The following is a 17,883-nucleotide window of genomic DNA, read 5'->3' as shown; positions in this document are numbered from 1 at the left end:
CACCCAGTATTCGGCGAGCATCCCGGCGCCCTGCGCCTTCGCCCCGGAAGCACTGACCAACGTGCTCGGCGAGTACCTGGCCAATCACGGCAAGACCCAGCTGCGCATCGCCGAGACCGAGAAGTACGCCCACGTCACCTTCTTCTTCTCCGGCGGCCGCGAGGAACCCTTCGCGGGCGAGGAGCGCATCCTGATCCCCTCGCCGGCGGTCGCCACCTACGACCTCCAGCCCGAGATGAGCGCCCCCGAGGTCACCGACCGGCTCGTCGAGGCCATCGAGCAGCAGCGCTACGACGTGATCGTCGCCAACTACGCCAACGGCGACATGGTCGGGCATACCGGGGTGTTCGCGGCGGCGGTCAAGGCGGTCGAATGCCTGGACGCCTGCCTCGGACGGGTCGTCGCAGCGCTGGAGAAGGTCGGCGGCGAGGCGCTGATCACCGCCGACCACGGCAACGTCGAGCAGATGGAGGACGAGAGCACCGGCCAGGCGCACACCGCGCACACCTGCGAGCCGGTGCCGTTCATTTATGTCGGCCGGCGAGCGCTGCGCCTCCGCGACGGCGGCGTGCTGGCCGACGTGGCGCCGACGATGCTGAAGCTGCTCGACCTGCCGCAGCCGAAGGAAATGACCGGCCGTCCGCTGGTCGAGCCGGCCTGAGAGACTGCTCCCCGACGCGCCACGGCCCCTGAATAGGTTCCGAAACCGCGCCCGGCAAAAGCTGCTACTCCATTAAGGCAGCACTGAATGGCATGCCTCGGGTCGATGCTGTTCATACCGAAACGAACTCCGCCGGCTTTCGCGAAGTCGGCGGAGTTCAGCGCATGACCCGACCACAACAATAAATTCCATGCTCAAAGGCGAGTCACCCCCATGATAAGAAAATCGTCGCATCGTGCTGCCGCGCTGTGCATGCTCGCAGCCCTGCCCTTCAGCACCATGGCCGCGGAGAAAACCTATCCGCTCTGGATTGGCAGCTACACGGCCGGCCCCAGCGAGGGCATCTACGTACACCGTTTCGACAGCCAGACCGGGACGATTGCCAGCGAACCGCTCCAGGTCGTGAAAGCGGAAAACCCCTCCTGGCTGACCTTCTCGCCCGACCGCCACTACCTGTACGCCGTCAACGAGAACGGTCCCGGCCAGCACGACGTCGTCGGCCGCGTCACCTCGTTCCGCGTCGACCCGACGACCGGTAGCCTGGAAAAAATCAACGACGTGAAATCGCTCGGCGCCGAACCGACGCACCTCAGTGCCAGCACCGACGGTACGCACCTGTTCGTTTCCAACTATTCGGTGGCGGCCGATCCGGGCGGCACCCTGGTGGTGATCCCGGTGGACCGCGACGGCCGGCTGCAGCCGGTCAGCCAGGTCAAGACCCATCGCGCCAGCCAGGCCAATCCCGAGCGCCAGAAGTCGCCCCACGTGCATTCGGCGGTCGAGTCGCCCGATGGGCGCTACGTGCTCGCCCAGGATCTCGGCGCCGACAAGATCTACATTTATCGCTACGACCCGGCGGCCAACCCGGAGCACCCGCTCACCGCCAACCCGAAGCAGCCCTTCGTCCAGTTGCCCGAAGGCTCGGGGCCGCGCCACCTGGTGTTCGGCCCGACCGGCAAGCAGGCCTACGCGACCCTGGAAATGCTGGGGGCGATCGCCGTCTTCGACTATGCCGACGGCAAGCTCACCCTCAAGCAGACGGTCCCGCTGGCCGCCGAGGACTTCAAGGGCCGGAACAAGGCTGCCGCCCTGCACGTCTCGCCGGACGGCCGCTTCCTCTACGCGACCAACCGCGGCACCGCCAATCAGCTGGTGGTCTTCCAGATCGACCCGAACGACGGACAACTCGTCCTGGTCTCGCGCCACTCGGTGGAGGGCGAAGAACCGCGCGAGTTCACCTTCGATCCGAGCGGCCGCTTCATCCTCGTCGCCAACCAGAACAGCAATGCGATCGTCGTCATGGAGCGCGACCCGGTCACCGGCAAGGCCGGAAAGATCACCCAGACCCTACCCTTCCCCTCGCCTTCCGACGTGAAGTTCGCCACCCGCCCCTGAGCCGCCGCGGCCAGCTTGTCTGACAAGCTGGCCGTTCCACCAGCCCCGCCAATCCCCGCTGAAACCGCACTCCCGCCGGCACCCGCCAATCCACTGCATGCCAAGTCATCATATAACATCAGAGCCAAGCGGCCCGACTCGCGCCGCCCTCCTGTAGCGAACGACAACCGCACGAAGCCTTCCGCAATTACCTGATGACTCGGCAAAAACCCGGAAAGTCCAGGCCAAGCGAGCCTTCACGCACCAAACCTGGACGCCTTGCCAACCGCCGCCGACAGCCCGACGCCCCGCCGTGCGGCGTTGACAAAACTGTCCTGCCCTGCCGATAATCAAGCCGAGTCATACGACGACAGATAACAAACTCACAAGAACAACCCGAGCGGACTCCAGCCATGACCCATCCTGCACGCCCCGTCCTCGATCGTCTCCTGCTCACCGGCGCGGCCGGCAACCTGGGGAAGGTCCTGCGGGAAACCTTACGTCCCTATGCTCGCACCCTGCGCCTGTCCGACATCAGCCCCATGGCGCCGGCTGCCGGCGACCACGAGGAAGTGATCGCCTGCGATCTGGCGGACAAGGCCGCGGTCCACGCCCTCGTCGAGGGCGTCGAGGCCATCGTCCACTTCGGCGGCATCTCGGTGGAGCGGCGCTTCGAGGACATTCTCGAGGCCAACATCCGCGGTACCTTCCACCTCTACGAGGCGGCGCGCCGGCACGGCGTCCGTCGCGTGGTGTTCGCCAGCTCCAACCATACGATTGGCTTCTACAAGCAGAGCGAGAAGCTCGACGCCAGCGTCGTCCACCGCCCGGACGGCTACTACGGCCTCTCCAAGGCCTATGGCGAGGACATGGCCAGCTTCTACTTCGACCGCTACGGCATCGAGACGGTGAGCATCCGCATCGGCTCCTCCTTCGACGAGGCGCAGAACCGTCGGATGCTCAGCACCTGGCTGAGCTATCGCGACCTCACCGACCTCATCGGCCGTGCGCTGTTCACCCCCGATGTCGGCCACACCATCGTCTACGGCGCCTCGAACAACCGCGACCTGTGGTGGGACAACCGCCTGGCCGCGCACCTGGGCTTCGAGCCGCAGGACAGCTCGGAAAGCTTCCGCGCCAAGGTCGAGGCCCAGCCCGCCCCGGCGGCGGACGATCCGGTGGCGGTCTACCAGGGCGGCGCCTTCACCGCCGCCGGCCCCTTCGACGACTGACCGATCCGCACACGCGCCCATAACGACAAGAGACAGCGCCGCCATGCACGCCGAACTCGTTCTCGACGCCCGCAACGGCACCGGCGAAAGCCCGGTGTGGAGCGTGGCCGAACAGGCCCTCTACTGGGTCGACATCCCCGCCCGCCGCCTGCACCGCTGGCGTCCGGCGGACAACGCCGCGCAGAGCTGGGAAGCTCACGAAATGCTCGCCTGCATCGCCCGCCACCCGACGGGCGGCTGGCTGGCCGGCATGGAGAGCGGCCTGTTCCACCTGCGCCCCGGCGGCGACGGCCGCCTGGCCGCCTCCCGCCTGGCCGATGTTCGCCACGCCCTGCCCGAGATGCGCTGCAACGACGGTCGCTGCGACCGCCAGGGCCGCTTCTGGGTCGGCAGCATGCACCAGGAGATGGCCGCCGGGCATCGCGCCGGCATGCTCTACCGCTTCGTCGGCGATGCCGGCGGCGTGCCGCTGCTGCCCTGGCTGGACGACCTCGTCGTCCCCAACGGCCTGGGTTTCAGCCCCGACGGGCGGACGATGTACCTGTCCGACTCGCACCCCTCGGTGCAGACCATCTGGGCCTTCGACTACGACCCGGACGACGGCGTCCCGTACAACCGCCGGCTGTTCGTCGACATGCAGCGCCATCCCGGCCGTCCCGACGGCGCGGCGGTGGACGAAGACGGCGGCTACTGGATCTGCGGCAACGACGCCGGCCTGGTCCATCGCTTCACCCCCGACGGCCGCCTCGACCGCTCGCTGGCCGTGCCGGTGAAGAAACCGGCGATGTGCGCCTTCGGCGGCCCTGGCCTCGACACCCTGTTCGTCACCTCGATCCGCCCGTCGGGCATCGACCTCAGCGATCAACCTCTGGCCGGCGGAGTGTTCGCCCTGCAGCCGGGCGTTCGCGGCCTGGAGGAAACCGTGTTCCGGGGCTGAGCCGGGGTCCGGCAACTCCGCAACCTCTCCAACAAAAGCAATCAGGAGACTCGTTCCATGATCGGCAAATACAACAAGCTGCTGCTCGCCCTTCCCTTCGCCTTTTGCCTACCCGGCCTAGCCAGCGCCCTGACCCTGCGCGCTTCGTCCGACTACCCACGAGCCCCCGACTAAGTATCCGAACGGAAATTTTCCTGGATTTGTACTGCTCAGAACTGCAATCCCCGCATTTCGATAGTCCGGATGGGCAGGCACAGGAAAGATGGCGGATTGTTTTTCTTCGAGTCCTTATACCGGCAATACAATAAAAACCAACTGGGACAAAGCGATGACAGCTCAGATTGCTCCACCTAAAATATCCTTGATCGGTAAATATCGATGGGTTATTTGCGCACTCCTCTTCATTGGTATCGGCATCAATTATATCGATCGCCAAATGATAGGCATCCTCAAACCTACCCTGCAGGCCGATCTGAAGTGGACCGAAACCGATTATGCCTCCATCGTTTTCTGGTTTCAGTGCGCCTATGCCATTGGCTTTCTAACTTTCGGGCGAATCATTGACCGGCTTGGAGTACGTGTCGGCTATGCAATTGCCTTTACCATTTGGACAATTGCCACCGTCGGCCACGGTCTTGTCCACACAGTCGTGCAATTTGCCATAGCACGCTTTACTTTGGGATTTGGCGAGTCCGGTAGTTTTCCGGCCAGCCTGAAAGCTGTTTCAGAATGGTTCCCGCAAAAAGAACGCGCCCAGGCTACCGGCATTTTCAATGCCGGTACCGCGATGGGGCCTATCATCACGCCACTGCTTATTCCGGCCATCACACTGGCCTGGGGCTGGCGTGCGGCATTCATCTCCATCGGAGTAGTTACGTCCCTGTGGCTGGTCGCCTGGTTACTGGTCTATCGCCGCCCGCATGAGCATTCGAAAGTAGGTGCTGCGGAACTCGCGCATATCCGCGCCGACGACGCCCTCTCGATACCCTCGGAAACCACCGCTCCGGTGAAGATCTCCTGGCTCAAGCTCCTGACCTTCAAGGAGACCTGGGCCTACGCCCTGGGGAAATTCCTGACCGATCCGATCTGGTGGCTGTATCTGTTCTGGCTCCCGGACTTTCTCGGCAAGACTTACGGCCTCGACCTGAAAACCTTTGGCCCGGCACTGATTGCCATCTACATTTTGGCAGATGCCGGCTCGATCATTGGTGGCTGGGGCTCTTCAAGACAAATGAAAGCCGGCCGCTCCGCGAACGCGGCACGAAAAATCACCATGCTCGTCTGCGCTTTCATGGTTGTACCGATCATCACCGCTCAGTTCGTTTCGAATGTGTGGCTTGCCGTCCTGATCATCGGCTGCGCCGCGGCTGCACACCAGGCTTGGTCGGCCAACTTGATGACCTTACCGTCGGACCTTTTTCCAAAAGAGGCAGTAGCCTCCATTATTGGCATAGGGGGTACTGCCGGGGCCATCGGAGGAATGTTGATGTCGACTTACAATGGCTACATTCTAGAAGTATTCAAGTCTTACCAGCCAATTTTCATCGTTGCTGGAACTACTTACTTGCTAGCACTTCTTGCCATCCATACACTGACCCCGAGACTAAAACCTGTGCCGCTGGAAAGAATGAAAGCAGAATAGAACAAGTATCCCCCGGCAAAGCCGGGGGGTTCATATTCCTGGCGGCCGTAAAATAAATATAAATGCAGTATCCGATCATTTCGGCTAAGGCATTGCCATGCTCCAGGCACCTGAATTGGAATTTGCCTGGAGCTGCTCCGCTTCATGTTCACGCTCCCGTTTTCGGAGGTTCCCATGCTGACCCTGGAAGACCGCCTGACCCGCCTGACCCTGGCCCCGGAGACCGGCGGCAGCCTGGCCGGCTGGCATGCAGTGGATTCCGGCCGGCCCCTGCTGCGCCCCTCGTCGGCCGACGATCTCTCCAGCGGCAGTCCGCGCCGGCTGGCCTGCTACCCCCTGGTGCCCTGGTCGAACCGCATCGACCGCGGCGGCTTCGCCAACCCGGGCGGCTGGCTGGCGCTGGCGCCCAACAGTCCGGGCGAGCCCTACCCGATCCACGGCAGCGCCTGGCAACAGGCCTGGACGACGCTCGAGCATGGCGCGCAACACGCCCATCTGGTGCTGGACAGCGCCAGCCCCTTCCCCTACCGCGCCGAACAGCACATCGCCCTCGACGAGGGCCGGCTCGACCTGGAGCTGGAAGTTCGCCATCTGGGCGACGCGCCGGCCTGGTACGGCCTCGGCCTGCACCCCTATCTGCCGCGCACCCCGGCCACCCGGTTGCAGGCGCCGGCGAGCGGCGTCTGGCACGAGACCGGCCGCCAGTTGCCCGAACGCTACGTTGCGCTGCCGGCGGAGTGGGACTTCAGCGAGCCGCGCGCCCTGCCGCAGACGACGGTCGACCATGCCTTCGACGGCTGGGACGGACGCTGCCGCATCCTCCAGCCGGATGCCGGCTACACGCTGGAGTGCCGGGCCGAGGGCGCCGGGCTGTTCCTGCTCTACACCCCGCAGGAGCGGGAGTTCTTCTGCTTCGAGCCGGTCAGCCACCCGATCAACGCCCACCACCTGCCGGGCCGGCCGGGACTCCGCCTGCTGGAGCCCGGACAGCGCCTGCGCCTGGGCTGGTCGATGCACTATCGCCCCTGGTGACTCACTTGCCGATCAGGATCAGCTTGCCGGTCTGCGGGTCGCGGTAGACCTGGCCGACGCTCTCCAGGCCCTGGCCGGCGGCACCATCGAGGCTGTCCGGCAGGTGCGGCAGCTCGCGCCCCTGCTCCACGGCCACCGGCTGGCGCTCGGCCCTGAGCTGGGCCAGCAGGTCGGTGCGCGCGGCCAGGGCCACCAGCAGGCCGCAGGCGAACACCAGCATCAGGTCGACCAGATTGGCCACCGAGCCGAGCGGGTCGGTGTCCACCTCGTCGAAACGGCTCGATCGCCAGCGGCTCATCGTGCCCCCTCCTGTTCGCGCTCCATGGCGTCCAGGAGTTCGTCGTACCAGCGCCGGCGCAGGCGGCCGAGCACGAAGCCGGCCATGCCGCCGAGCAGGCCCATGACGGTGGCGTCGAAGGCCACCCGCATGGCCACGCCGAGTACCTTGAGGTCGCCGTCGCCGAGCGCCGCCAGACCCGGGCCGAGCGGGATCAGGGTGCCCATCAGGCCGAGGATCGGCCCCAGCCGGGCGATCAGGTCGGAACGCTCCAGGCGCCGCCGGGCGCGACGCTCGACCTCGGGGGCCGGCAAGCGGCGCCAGCGCGCCAGGCCGCCGAGGCGCTCGCCGCAGGCCACGCCGACGTCCCAGATCGCCAGCGCCAGCAACGCCAGCATGGCGACGGTCACCGGCTCCAGCAGCCAGCCGACCAGTTGGTGAATCCAGGCGAAGATCGCACTGTCCAGCATCCTCACACTCCTTTCGCAACGCGCGGGCCGCGCCCGCGCCAGATCCCCAGGCCGAGCAGCAGCACCAGGCCCGCCAGCGCCAGCCAGAGGCGCTCATCCGCCGCCTGGGCCGCGCCTTCTCCCGCATCATCGGCCTTCGCCTGCGCGCCCTGTTCGGTCGCCTCATCCTGCGCCGCCGGCTGCAGCTCGCTGAGCGTGTTCGGTGCGGATGCCTCGGTCGCCGGCAACTGCGCAGCCTGCAGGCGGCTCTCGAGGCCGGCGCGCAGTTCGGCCGGCAGTTGCGGCAGCAGCCACTGCAGCATCGGATGGTCGGGGCGGGTATGGCCGCTGCCCGGCAGACCGTGGGCGCCGACCAGGCGGGCGAACTGCTCGCCGAGCTGCCGGACGGTGGCCGCGTCGGCCTGCCAGAAGCCCTTGTGGATCGCCACCAGCATCAGCGCCAGCATGTTGCTCTTCACATGGACGTTCTGCCCCTGTTCGAGGAAGTCGTCCAGGCCGAGCTGGTAGCGGTCGTCGAGGTACACCGCCTTGACCTCCTGCCAGGCGCTGTCGCCGATGATCTCCGGGTTGGTCACCTGCCAGCCCCAGAGGTATTCGAGGAACTCGCTGCCCATGGTCCGCGCGCCGGCGTAGTCGTGGCGCATCAGCGCCTCGATCCAGGCCGGGTTGAGGAAGCGCCCGCGCAGCTCGGCCAACAGCGCCTGCGCCAGCGGCTGCAGGCGCACCTGGGCCGGATCGTTGTGCCAGGCGACGAAGTTCTCCGGCACCTGCCCGGAAAGCTGCTCGACCGCCAGGCTCAGGCCGCCGAGGTAATCGAAGGCGTCGTTGTTGTCCATCAGCCCGTAGAGGTTGCTGGAGCGGCCCAGGTAGGTACGGCGCACCTGCTTGAGGTTGTCGGCGAAGGCCGCCTGCGCCGCCTCGCCCTGCTGGGCGAGGCCATAGGCGTGGCCCATGCGGGTGACGTAGGCGCGGGCCAGCTCGCCGCGCTCCTGCCAGCTGCCGGAGCGCTCGACCAGGCGGTTGATGCCGGCCCCGTAGGCACCGGGCGCCACGCCGAACAGGCGCAGCGCGGCCAGCCGTCCGGCCTCGCCGGCGGACAGGCCGGCCTTCAGCCGCTCGGCGGCGCCCTCGATCCAGTGCGCCGCCACCCGGTTGCCGTCCAGGCTCTCGCTGCCGGCCTCGCCAGCACCGGCAAGCGGCGCCAGCGCCTCGGCCAGCGCCGGGCGCAGGGCTGGGTAGTCGCGGCGGATGCGCTCGGCAGAAGCGTTCAGCGCCAGCAGCACGGCGCGTTCGAGCAGCGCCAGCTGGTCGGCGTAGAGGTCGCGGAACAGCCCGGAGGTGGTGAACAGCAGGTCGCGGCGCTGCTCGCCCGGCGCCAGCTCGCGCAGGCGGATGCCTTCGACGATGCCGCGGCTGTTCCATTGCAGCTCGACGCCGAGCAGCTCGAGGCCGAAGGCGATCATCGCGCCCTCGTCGCGCACCGTGTCCGAGGCCCAGAGGATCACCGCCTCGCGGCCGTCCGCCGGCAGCGGTCGGGCGCGTGCCTTGGCCGCCATCTCGCTGCCGATGCGCCAGCCGATGCGGCTGGGCAAGAGGCTGCTGTCGAGGGCGTGGAAGTTGCGCCCGGTGGGCAGCGCCTCGGGGGTGCGGATCGGGTCGTTGCCCTTGCCGGGCGCGACGAAGCGGCCGTCCAGCGCATTCAGCAGCGCCGCCATCTCGGCCCGCGGCGAGTCGACCAGCGCCGGGCGGAAGGCCTCGCCGCCCTCGCCCATCGACTTGATCAGGGTGTCCACCGCCTCCGGCTGCCAGGGCTTGCCGAACACGTGCAGGCCCATGGGCATGAAGCGCTCCTGGATGGCGGTCAGGTAGTGGCCGAGTTCGTGCACCAGCAGGTCGTCGTCGGCCTGCTCGAAGCCGATGCCGCGAGCCGCCAGCGGCTCGGCCATCGACTGGCGCAGCTCCGGCTCCAGCCCGGAGCTGCCGATCAGCCGGCGGATCTCGGCGATGGTCGCGCGCCGCGCCGGACCGTCCACCTGCCCGCTGCCGGCCTCGAAGCTCTCGATCAGCTGGCGCAGGCGCAGCAGGTCGTCGTACAGCGGGGTGGCGACCAGCGGCGGGGTCAGGTGGTCGATCATCACCGCCAGGCCGCGGCGCTTGGCCTGGATGCCTTCGCCGACGCCGTCGACGATGTAGGGGTAGATGCTCGGCAGGTCGCCGACCACCTGCATCGGGTAATCTTCGTCGCTCAGACCCGCGCGCCGGCGCGGCAGGAATTCGTAGGTGGAATGCCGGCCGAGGTGGATCAGCGCATCGGCTCGGAAGCCGTCGCGCAACCAGTGGTAGAAGGCCAGGTACTGGTGCGGCGGCGGGAACACCAGGTTGGCGTGCAGCAGCTCCTGGTCGATCTCCCAGCCGCGCGGCGGCTGCGGACCGACGAACACCTTGCCAAAGCGGATGCCCGGCAGCAGCAGGCGCTCGCCCTGCACCATCACCCGTCCCGGCGCCTCTCCCCAGCCGCGCAGCCCCTCGATGCCGGTGGCGGCGAGGGCCAGCACCAAGGCCTCGGCCTGCGCCCAGTCGGCCTGCCCCGGCGCCTCCAGGGCGGCGCGGTAGAGGGTTTCGAGCTGGGCCAGCAGGTCCAGGGCGCGCGCGCGCGCCGGATGCACCACGCCGTCCAGCACATGATGCAGTTCGCCGGAGCCGTTGTCGAAGAGGCCGCGGGCGATCTCGCTGCGGCCGCTGTCCAGGGCGCGGCGCAGTTGGGCGTGCCAGTAGCCCAGCGGTCCCTGGACCATCTCCGCTTGCAGCGCCACCGGCAGGGTTGCGAACCAGCGGCGGTAGTCCTCGCCGCTCAGGGTCTGCACCTTGTCCGCCATGGCCGCCAGGGCATCGCCCTGCTCCGGCAGGTTGACGCCGCGCTCCTGCAGCAGGTCGAGCAGCGCCGCCGGCGAGGCCGGCAGCGGGCCGGTGTCGTAGCCCTCGGCCTTGAGCCGGGTGAGGATCTCGAACAGCGATTGCGGCACGTCGAGGTTGTCCGCGCCGATGTTGTGTCGGCCCGGCGGGTGGTTGTAATAGACGATGGCCAGGCGCTTGTCCGCATTGGCCTTCCGCTGCAGCGTGTGCCAGCGCTGGAGGCGCGCGGCGAAGGCGTCGAGCTGGGCCGGCAACGGCGCGGCGACGCCGAAACGGATGCCCGACCGCGGGTCCTCCTGTCGCTCGTGCCAGGCCGCCAGCACCGTGGCCTGGCTGCTGCCCTGCAGTTCGGGCATGGCCAGTTGGTAGTGCACCTTGTCGCGCGCCAGGCCGTCGCCGGACAGCTGCCAGCCGGTCTCGTCGCGATCCTCCAGACGCAGGCCCTTGAGCACCGGCACGTTCAGCTGCTCGAACAGCCCGGTGACCTCCTCGCGGCCTTCGCCGCCGCCGACCACGAAGTCCTGCAGCACAACGATGGCGGCGAGCGGCGGATGGCGTCCCTCCTTCAGCCAGCGTACCGCTTCGACCGAGCCCGGCCCCCAGTCGGCGAACAGGCTGACGCAGGCCAGGCCACGGCTTTCCAGGCGCTGGCAGAGGGCGTCGTTCAGCTCGCGGTCGCCGGCACGGTCGGCACGGCCGTGGTCGATCAGCGCCACCAGGCCGTCGGCGGCGAACGTCAGTTCAGCCTCGGCACGCAGTGCCCCCCGCTGGTAGAAGCGCAGCGGCGGACGCGCCTGTACGGCCGGCACCGCCACCGCATCGTCGTGACGGGCGGCCAGCCAGGCCAGCAGGCCGGCGATGTTGTCGACGCCGCCGGCCTGCCAATAGCTGCGCGCGGCGATCCATTCGGCCTGGGCAGGATGTTCGGCCTGCTGGCGGGCGATCCAGCCGGCCAGTTCGCCCTGCGGACGCAGCCGGCCGAGGGTCTCGACCGTCTCGCGCGCAGCGAACAGCGGGTGCCCACGGCTGTGACTGAGCTGCACCAGGGCGTGCTCGCTGTGCATGAGGAAGCTGTCCGCCGGCGCGACCTGGCCGAGCAGCGGCCCCAGGCGCTCCACCTCGGCGCCGAACAGGCCGACGCCGAGCAGCGCCCGGCCCTCGCCCAGCCAGGTGCGCAGCGCCGGCTCGTCGAGCTCGGCGAGCTGTTCCGGGGTGCGCGCACTGATCTGCCACTGCGGATTGCCCCGTTGGAACTGCGCGACGGCGCCGGCGAACTCGGCAGCGCTGTAACGGGAAACGATGGCGTTTAGCTGTGCCGCAGACGCCCAGGGCGCGAGCAGCCCGAGCAGCAGGGCCAAGCCGAAGCGGCGGAGAAAAAGAGAGGTCATGCCCAGTCCCGGGTCGAAGGCAGCGGGCACGCGAAACGGACGCAGCGCCGGCGGAAAGACACCGGAACAATCGGGGCTGGCGACCGCACGGCCGCCCACCGCGGCCTGCATCGGGAGAACGGGCTGGTGTCGGGCTCGGCCGTGGAACGGCCCTACCGTTGCGGGGGCAGCGTCAGCCTGGACTGACTTCCCATTTACCCCGGACCAGGGTCCGGGCACCGCGCTCTCCATGTCGCCGGCCAGAGGCCGGCAGGGGCGCACCTTACGCGGCGGATGGCGGCGGAGCAAGCGCAATGCCTCGGGCGGACGGCCGGTCCGCCGACGGTTTTCCGACGACCCTATCCCGGATTATTGGCCGTCGCGCCCGTCCCTGCCTAATCTGACTTTGCTTGGGCGCATTGCCTCGACAGGCCGCCGGCAGATTCCGAAGTGGCATCCGGAGACCGATCCGGCAGAGCCAACTCAGGACGGAACAACCATGAGCCGAGAATTCACGTTCAACGCCGGGTCCAGCTATCTTTCCCAGGACTCCGGCCTGCATCGCCTGTTGGTCGAGCTTCTGCAACGGGCCGACATCTGCATCGGCGGCAGCCGTCCCTGGGACATGCAGCTCAAGGCCGGAGGCGTGCCCGAGCGGATCTTCGCCCAAGGCAATCTGGGGCTGGGCGAGGCCTACATGGAAGGCGCCTGGGAGGCGGAGCGGCTGGACGAATTCTTCTGTCGCCTGTTGCGCGCCAACGTCGACCGGCAGGTCAAGCCGGCCCGGCTGATCTTCCATGCGCTGCGCGCGCGCCTGCTCAACCTGCAGAACCGCCGGCGCGCCTGGAGGGTCGGCGAGGCTCACTACGATCTCGGCAACGATTTCTACGCAGCCATGCTCGACCCGCGCATGACCTACACCTGCGGATACTGGCAAAACGCCAACAATCTGGCCGAGGCCCAGGAGGCCAAGCTCGAGCTGATCTGCCGCAAGCTCGGTCTGGAGCGCGGCATGCGGGTGCTGGACATCGGCTGCGGCTGGGGCAGCTTCATGGGCTATGCCACGGAGCGCCATGGCGTGCACTGCGTCGGGGTGACGGTTTCCCGGGAACAGCAGGCCTGGGCCCGAGAGCGCTACGCCGACCTGCCCGTGGAGTTCCGCCTGCAGGACTACCGCGAGATCCAGGGGCGCTTCGACCGCATCGTCAGCATCGGCATGTTCGAGCACGTGGGCCGCAAGAATTACCGCCAGTTCTTCGAAGTCGCCGCCCGCTGTCTGGCCGACGACGGCCTGTTCCTCCTCCATACCATCGGCAAGAACCGGCGCCACTCGACGTCGGACCCCTGGATCGACCGCTACATCTTCCCCAATGGCGAACTGCCCTCCCTGGGGCAGATCGGCGACGCGCTGGACGACCTGTTGGTCCTCGAGGATCTGCACAATTTCGGCGCGGACTACGACAAGACCCTGATGGCCTGGCATGCCAACTTCGAGGCAGCCTGGCCACGCTTCGCCGAGCGGCTGGGAGAAAGGTTCCGGCGCATGTGGCGCTACTACCTGCTGTCCTGCGCCGGCTCCTTCCGCGCCCGTGACATCCAGCTCTGGCAGTACGTGCTGTCGAAGAACGGCGTACCCGGCGGCTATCGGCGCCCGCTCTTCTGAATCCAACGATGGAGGTCCCATGGACGACGACCGCGACGACAAGCCCCTGACCTGGCGGCAGATGCTGCACAGCGTCCTGGCCGCCGCCCTCGGCGTGCAGAGCGGCAAGAACCGGACACGGGACTTCTCCCGGGGAAAACCCAGCCATTTCGTCCTGCTCGGCGTGCTCTTCACCCTTCTTTTCGTGCTGCTCCTGTTCGGCATCGTCAAGCTGGTGCTGCACCTTGCCCAGCCCTGAACGGAACAGCCTGCTCCTCGTTGAACAGGCCGCGTCGGGCCTGCCTGCGGAAAACCCGGATCGCCCTTGAGCACTTTCCATAACAAGCAATTCTATTGTTATAGAAAAACATTACTTTTGCGCATAACCATGAACTGCTATCGTGATCCACCGCCCTGAAAGCGGCGCGCGGCCGTGCGCGCAGAAAAAGCAGTAAGCAGCCTGACCGACAGGACACTTCATGTACGTATACGACCAGTACGATCAACACATCATCGAGGACCGGGTCCGCCAGTTCCGCGACCAGACCCGCCGCTACCTGGCCGGCGAGCTGAGCGAAGAGGAGTTCCGTCCGCTGCGCCTGCAGAACGGCCTGTACGTCCAGCGCTATGCTCCCATGCTGCGCGTGGCCGTGCCCTACGGGCTGCTCTCCTCCCTCCAGCTGCGCAAGCTGGCGCAGATCGCCCGCGACTACGACAAGGGCTACGCCCACATCAGCACCCGGCAGAACGTGCAGTTCAACTGGCCGGAGCTGGAAGAGGTCCCGGAGATCCTCGCCGAACTGGCGACCGTGCAGATGCACGCGATCCAGACCAGCGGCAACTGCATCCGCAACACCACTACCGACCAGTTCGCCGGGGTCGCCCGCGACGAGTTGGTCGATCCGCGCCCCTGGTGCGAGATCATCCGCCAGTGGTCGACCTTCCACCCGGAATTCGCCTTCCTGCCGCGCAAGTTCAAGATCGCCGTCAACGGCGCCGCGAGCGACCGCGCCGCCATCGAGGTGCACGACATCGGCCTGGAGGCCGTGCGCAACGGCGCCGGCGAGCTGGGCTTCCGCGTCTCGGTGGGCGGCGGCCTGGGCCGCACGCCGATCGTCGGCAGCTTCATCAACGAATTCCTGCCCTGGCAGCACCTGCTCACCTACCTGGATGCCGTCCTGCGGGTCTACAACCGCTATGGCCGTCGCGACAACAAATTCAAGGCGCGCATCAAGATCCTGGTCAAGGCGCTGACGCCCGAAGTCTTCGCCGAACGGGTCGATGCCGAATGGACCCACCTCAAGGACGGCCCGAGCACCCTTACCGAAGCGGAAGTCGAGCGCATCAGCCGCTGCTTCGTCGATCCGGCCTACCAGGCCCTCGAGGATCAGGATGCTACCCTCGCCCGTCTCGACGCCGAGCATCCGGGCTTCGCCCGCTGGCGCGCGCGCAACGTGATCGCCCACAAGAAACCGGGCTACGCCGCCGTGACCCTGTCGCTGAAACCCACCGGCACAGCCCCGGGCGACATCACCGACAAGCAGCTGGACGCCCTCGCCGACCTAGCCGACCGCTACAGCTTCGGCGAGGTACGCAACTCCCACGAGCAGAACATCATCCTCGCCGACGTCGAGCAGGCCCGCCTGCTCGAGCTGTGGGGCGAGCTGCGCGAGCTGGGCTTCGCCACCCCGAACATCGGCCTCCTGACCGACATCATCTGCTGCCCGGGCGGCGACTACTGCTCCCTGGCCAACGCCAAGTCGATCCCGATCGCCGAAGCTATCCAGCGCCGCTTCGACGATCTCGACTACCTGTTCGACATCGGCGAGCTCGACCTGAACATCTCCGGCTGCATGAACGCCTGCGGCCATCACCATGTCGGTCACATCGGCATCCTCGGCGTAGACAAGAAGGGGGCGGAGTTCTACCAGGTGTCCCTCGGCGGCAGTGCCAGCCGCGACGCCAGCCTGGGGCAGATCCTCGGCCCGTCCTTCGCCCAGGAGGAAATGGCCGGGGTGATCGAGAAGATCATCACCGTCTATGTGGAAAAGCGCGTCGAGGACGAGCGTTTCATCGATACCTTCCGCCGCATCGGCATCGAAGCGTTCAAGGAGCGCGTTTATGCAGCGAATCATTAAAAACGGCCAGGTGATCGACGAAACCTGGCACCTGCTGGACAAGGACGCCACGCTTGATGGCCTGTCCAACTCCGACGATCTGATCGTCCCCCTGGCCCTGTGGCGCGAACATGCCCACGCCCTGAAAGTCCGCGACGGCGGCCTGGGGGTATGGCTGGACAGCGACGAGGAAGTGGAGGAAATCGCCGAGGATCTTGGCCACTTCAAGGTCATCGCCCTGAACTTCCCCAGCTTTGCCGACGGCCGCCATTATTCGAGCGCTCGCCTGCTACGCGAACGCTATGGCTACCAAGGCGAGATCCGCGCCATCGGCGACGTGCTGCGCGACCAGTTGTTCTTCATGCAACGCTGCGGCATCGACGCTTTCGCCATCCGCCCGGACCGCGATCCCTACGATGCCCTGCAGAGCCTTCAGGACTTCTCGGTGTGCTATCAGGCCGCGGTCGACCTGCCGCCGCTATTTCGGCGTCGCCAGGACTGAGAGGCTGTGAAAAATTCAAGCCGCTGCTGAGCCCCCTTCAAAACCCCCGCTAAAACGTTGCGCTACGTGAAAAGTGAGACTATTTGGTCCGCAAACTCTCCTGCATTTCACGTAGCACGCCGTTCTGAAGGTGGTTGGAGAGGTTCTCGCGGCGCTATTCGATTTTTTCACAACCTCTGAGCCCTATCCGGCCCAAAACGAAGAAGCCCCGCTTGGCGGGGCTTCTTCGTTTCATGAGCCTACTGGTAATGCCGCTGGTTGAGACGCTCCCACCAGTTCAGCAGAACGCGATCCAGAGCCAGGGCAGCGCTCAAGCCGAAACGCTCCTGCAGACTCTTCTTCTCGGCATAGTGCAGCTGGAACAGCTCCGCCCCCCTGGCCCGCCCCGCCAGGTACTCGTCGCTGGTCATCAGTTCGTCGACCAGTTGCTTGCCCAGCGCGCTCTGCCCCAGCCAGATCTCGCCGGTGGCGATCTCGTCGATGGACAACTGCGGGCGATAACGGGCGACGAAGTTCTTGAACAACTCATGGGTGGTTTCCAGATCCTCCTGGAATTTCTCCCGCCCCTTCTCGGTATTTTCACCGAACACCGTCAGGGTGCGCTTGTACTCCCCAGCCGTAAGCACCTCGAAATCGATATCGTGCCTCTTCAGCAACCGATGCACGTTGGGCAACTGCGCCACCACGCCGATGGAGCCGAGAATGGCGAAGGGCGCGGAGAGGACTCTCTCGCCGATGCAAGCCATCATGTAGCCACCACTGGCTGCGATCTTGTCGACGCATACGGTCAGAGGTACACCTGCCTGACGGATACGGACCAACTGCGAAGCAGCCAGACCATAGCCATGCACCATGCCGCCACCGCTTTCCAGGCGCAGTACCACCTCGTCCTGAGGGTTGGCCATGCTCAGCACGGCGGTTACCTCGTGACGCAGTTTGTCGGTGGCAGAGGCCCGGATGTCGCCATCGAAGTCCAGCACGAAGACCCGCGGCTTTTCCTTGCCCGCCTTCTTGGCTTGCTTCTCGGCCTTCGCTTCTGCCTTGCGCTGCGCCTTCAGACGATCCTTGCCCAGTACCGCCTGCTCCAGGCTTTCGCGCAGGGATTTGTAGAAATCGTTGAGCTTGTGCACTTCGAGGTGCCCATCGCCCTTGTGACGCTCTCTGCTGCGCAGTGCCGCGAAAGCGACCAGTATCAGCAAAATGGCCACCAGCACCGTCACAGCTCTGGCCAGAAAACCCGCATAATCGAGAAGAAACTCCACAGCCGCCCCCTTGATCCAACCCACAAACAAAACGCCCGGCCTCGAGCGTTGTCGAAACGCTCAAGCATACCGATCAGGTTATGTCCCAGCCAACACAATAGAAGGAAGCCAAGCCTCCACCTGATTAGCAATGAGCCTCAGCCAGAAGCCCTACAGGTACTCGGCAACGCCTACACTGGATATATGAACAGACTTCATGGAGGGGCGATCCATGTCCATGAACCGAATCCAGTTCCAACCCGGCCTGTCGATGCCCGAGTTTCTCAAATGTTACGGTACTCAAGCGCAGTGCGCGGCAGCATTGGAGCAGGCTCGCTGGCCGGCAGGGTTTCGCTGCCCCCGCTGTGATGGAGCCGTCTACAGCCGGGTGCGCGGACGACCCCATGCGTTGTTCCAGTGCCAGGCCTGCCGGCATCAGACCTCGCTGATCGCCGGCACGGTAATGCAGGGCACCA

The 17,883-nt window shown here is 66.4% G+C and carries 15 protein-coding genes and 1 riboswitch; of the genes, 11 read left to right on the top strand and 4 right to left on the bottom strand.

Annotation, left to right across the window (positions count from 1 at the left end; translation table 11 throughout):
• The 6 genes from gpmI to BMY22_RS20105 all read left to right on the top strand — a co-directional run.
• Positions 1 to 661 (top strand): 2,3-bisphosphoglycerate-independent phosphoglycerate mutase (gpmI, locus tag BMY22_RS20130; RefSeq protein WP_090625007.1); only part of this gene is annotated, 661 nt, incomplete at its 5' end.
• A gap of 213 nt (positions 662 to 874) precedes the next feature.
• Positions 875 to 2,056, top strand: a complete 1,182-nt coding sequence (locus tag BMY22_RS20125) for a lactonase family protein (protein WP_208599353.1) — start codon at positions 875 to 877, stop codon at positions 2,054 to 2,056.
• Positions 2,057 to 2,448: 392 nt separating this feature from the next.
• Positions 2,449 to 3,267 (top strand): NAD-dependent epimerase/dehydratase family protein, encoded by an 819-nt coding sequence (locus BMY22_RS20120; RefSeq protein ID WP_090625005.1) that lies wholly within the window; start codon positions 2,449 to 2,451, stop codon positions 3,265 to 3,267.
• 43 nt (positions 3,268 to 3,310) lie between these two features.
• Positions 3,311 to 4,204 carry an SMP-30/gluconolactonase/LRE family protein gene (locus tag BMY22_RS20115; RefSeq protein WP_090625004.1) on the top strand — a complete coding sequence of 298 codons (894 nt, stop codon included), beginning with the start codon at positions 3,311 to 3,313 and terminating at the stop codon, positions 4,202 to 4,204.
• Between the two features lie 262 nt (positions 4,205 to 4,466).
• On the top strand, positions 4,467 to 5,846 hold the full coding sequence (locus tag BMY22_RS20110; protein WP_244158939.1) for an MFS transporter: 1,380 nt from the start codon (positions 4,467 to 4,469) through the stop codon (positions 5,844 to 5,846).
• A 174-nt stretch (positions 5,847 to 6,020) separates the two neighbouring features.
• On the top strand, positions 6,021 to 6,878 hold the full coding sequence (locus tag BMY22_RS20105) for an aldose 1-epimerase (RefSeq protein ID WP_090625008.1): 858 nt from the start codon (positions 6,021 to 6,023) through the stop codon (positions 6,876 to 6,878).
• A gap of 1 nt (position 6,879) precedes the next feature.
• Here the strand turns inward: BMY22_RS20105 and BMY22_RS20100 are convergent, their stop codons facing one another.
• From BMY22_RS20100 to BMY22_RS20090, 3 genes are read right to left on the bottom strand one after another with little or no spacing between them, the layout of a single operon-like run.
• Positions 6,880 to 7,176 (bottom strand): DUF2149 domain-containing protein, encoded by a 297-nt coding sequence (locus tag BMY22_RS20100; RefSeq protein ID WP_090625000.1) that lies wholly within the window; start codon positions 7,174 to 7,176, stop codon positions 6,880 to 6,882.
• Positions 7,173 to 7,625, bottom strand: coding sequence for a MotA/TolQ/ExbB proton channel family protein (locus BMY22_RS20095; protein ID WP_090624999.1), 453 nt, complete (start codon positions 7,623 to 7,625; stop codon positions 7,173 to 7,175). The genes BMY22_RS20100 and BMY22_RS20095 overlap by 4 nt, the downstream gene beginning before the upstream one ends.
• Positions 7,626 to 7,627: 2 nt before the next feature.
• Positions 7,628 to 11,926 (bottom strand): cobaltochelatase subunit CobN, encoded by a 4,299-nt coding sequence (locus tag BMY22_RS20090; protein WP_244158938.1) that lies wholly within the window; start codon positions 11,924 to 11,926, stop codon positions 7,628 to 7,630.
• Positions 11,927 to 12,031: 105 nt separating this feature from the next.
• Positions 12,032 to 12,164, bottom strand: a riboswitch (cobalamin riboswitch).
• A gap of 240 nt (positions 12,165 to 12,404) precedes the next feature.
• Between BMY22_RS20090 and cfa the strand changes: the two genes are divergently transcribed.
• The 4 genes from cfa (at position 12,405) to BMY22_RS20070 (ending at position 16,166) form a co-directional block, all read left to right on the top strand.
• A complete protein-coding gene (gene cfa / locus BMY22_RS20085; protein WP_090624997.1) occupies positions 12,405 to 13,568 on the top strand; it encodes a cyclopropane fatty acyl phospholipid synthase in 1,164 nt (387 codons plus the stop codon).
• A 19-nt stretch (positions 13,569 to 13,587) separates the two neighbouring features.
• A complete protein-coding gene (locus tag BMY22_RS20080) occupies positions 13,588 to 13,806 on the top strand; it encodes a DUF2970 domain-containing protein (RefSeq protein WP_090624995.1) in 219 nt (72 codons plus the stop codon).
• A 220-nt stretch (positions 13,807 to 14,026) separates the two neighbouring features.
• Positions 14,027 to 15,685 (top strand): nitrite/sulfite reductase, encoded by a 1,659-nt coding sequence (locus BMY22_RS20075; protein ID WP_090624994.1) that lies wholly within the window; start codon positions 14,027 to 14,029, stop codon positions 15,683 to 15,685.
• Positions 15,669 to 16,166 carry a DUF934 domain-containing protein gene (locus BMY22_RS20070; RefSeq protein ID WP_090624992.1) on the top strand — a complete coding sequence of 166 codons (498 nt, stop codon included), beginning with the start codon at positions 15,669 to 15,671 and terminating at the stop codon, positions 16,164 to 16,166. Before BMY22_RS20075 ends, BMY22_RS20070 begins: the two co-directional genes overlap by 17 nt.
• Positions 16,167 to 16,405: 239 nt before the next feature.
• Here BMY22_RS20070 and sohB read toward each other — a convergent pair whose 3' ends face one another.
• Positions 16,406 to 17,428: a protease SohB gene (gene sohB, locus BMY22_RS20065; RefSeq protein ID WP_090624991.1), complete on the bottom strand. Its 1,023-nt coding sequence runs from the start codon at positions 17,426 to 17,428 to the stop codon at positions 16,406 to 16,408.
• Positions 17,429 to 17,639: 211 nt separating this feature from the next.
• Between sohB and BMY22_RS20060 the strand changes: the two genes are divergently transcribed.
• Positions 17,640 to 17,883: transposase (locus BMY22_RS20060; protein ID WP_143068566.1), on the top strand; the 244-nt coding region annotated here is incomplete at its 3' end.

The sequence above is a fragment of the Azotobacter beijerinckii genome (assembly GCF_900110885.1).
In the GTDB taxonomy this organism is placed as follows: domain Bacteria; phylum Pseudomonadota; class Gammaproteobacteria; order Pseudomonadales; family Pseudomonadaceae; genus Azotobacter; species Azotobacter beijerinckii.
Note: the sequence above shows the minus strand (reverse complement) of the source record. Positions and strands in the feature narration are given on the sequence as shown.